The organism is Polaromonas sp. P3_C2, from assembly GCF_056402675.1.
In genome coordinates, this window is record NZ_JBFUGX010000871.1 from 1 (window position 1) to 1,473 (window position 1,473).

The 1,473-nt window shown below is 64.0% G+C and carries 2 protein-coding genes; both read right to left on the minus strand.

The window, feature by feature from the left end:
* On the minus strand, positions 1-643 hold a 643-nt coding region (locus tag AC1DWI_RS22895; RefSeq protein ID WP_477725879.1), incomplete at its 3' end, for a glycine-rich domain-containing protein.
* Positions 643-1,473: UDP-N-acetylmuramate dehydrogenase (gene murB, locus AC1DWI_RS22900; protein ID WP_477725880.1), on the minus strand; the 831-nt coding region annotated here is incomplete at its 5' end. The genes murB and AC1DWI_RS22895, both read right to left, overlap by 1 nt.

A 1,473-nucleotide genomic window follows, 5' to 3' on the forward strand; every position in this document is an offset into this window, starting at 1 on the left:
AATGAAAGCCGTTGGGGATCGCCAGCTTCGCGTCCAGGGCAAAGAGCAGCGGCAGGCGGCTGGGCGAGCGCGGCTTGATGGCTTCGTCGCGGCAGGCCCAGTACCACGCGCGCCGCAGGCCGTCGTTGCTGGAAGCGCGGCGGCCCAGCACTTCAGCCGGTACATGGTCCATGAAACGGCCCAGCACGAGGTCGCACCACTCGCGGTAGGCGCGCGTGTGCAGGATGAATTCGTGCCACATGCTGTCGACCACGCGTGAGGGCATGGCCACAAACTTGCCCTTGCTGCGCACGCAGGCCAGGAAAAACTGCCGCAGCCCGCGCTCGACCAGCTCGGTGTCTTTGGCGCTCAGGTGCGGATAGGTGTCACGCAGCTTGCGCTTGAGGAACTGCGGCAGCGGCGCCTCGCGCACCAGGCGCTCGCGTTCGCGGCCTGCCCACACGGCCAGCACCACCATGGCCGCGACCAGCCCGAACATTCCGGTTGCCAGCCCCGTCGGTTTGCGCCATCCGGCCTCGCCGGCCATCATCAGCACCACCCAGAGGACGGTCAGCACGATCGCAAGCTGCCGCGCATGGCGCAGCACCAGGCGGCGCCAGAGCGCGATGTCTGGCCCGGTGTAGACCTTTGCGGCGGTCGCCATCAGACGACCACCGGTTCAGGCTCCAGCAGGATGCCAAAGCGTTCGTACACACTGGTCTGGATGGCCTTGGCCAGCGTCATGACCTCGCCGCCCGTGACCGGGTCGGCTGTGCCGCCGCGGTTGACCAGCACGAGTGCCTGTTTTTCATAGACACCGGCATTGCCGATGGTCTTGCCCTTCCAGCCGCAGGCGTCAATGAGCCATCCGGCGGCCAGTTTGACCGTGCCATCGGCGAGGTGGTAGTGAACGATTTTGGGCTCCCGCTGGATGATGTCGGCGCACTGCTCGGGCGAGACGGTCGGGTTCTTGAAAAAGCTGCCGGCGTTGCCGATCACCTGCGGATCAGGCAGCTTGGCTTTGCGGATTTCGCAGATCCAGTCGTAAATTTGCTGGGCGTCGGGCGTCTGGATGCCGGATTGCGCCATTTTTTTGTCGATGTCGGCATAGCCCAGCACCGGTTTCCACGCCTTGGGAAGGGCAAACCGCACGCGCGTGATGAACGCCTTGCCTTCCAGCCCAAAACCATGGGCGGCCGACTCCGGTGCCGAACTGCTGTGCTTGAACACAGAATCACGGTAGCCAAACGCGCATTGCGCGGCATTCAGGGTAAATGGCTGGCCTGTCGTCAAGTCGATGGCGTCGAGCGACTCAAAGCGGTCTTGCAGCTCCACGCCATAGGCGCCGATGTTCTGTACTGGTGATGCACCGACCGTTCCGGGAATTAATGCCAGGTTTTCAAGGCCCGGGTAGCCGTTTTGCAGCGTCCAGGTGACGAGGTCGTGCCAGTTTTCACCGGCACCGGCCTCAATAATCCAGGCCTTGGCGTCTTC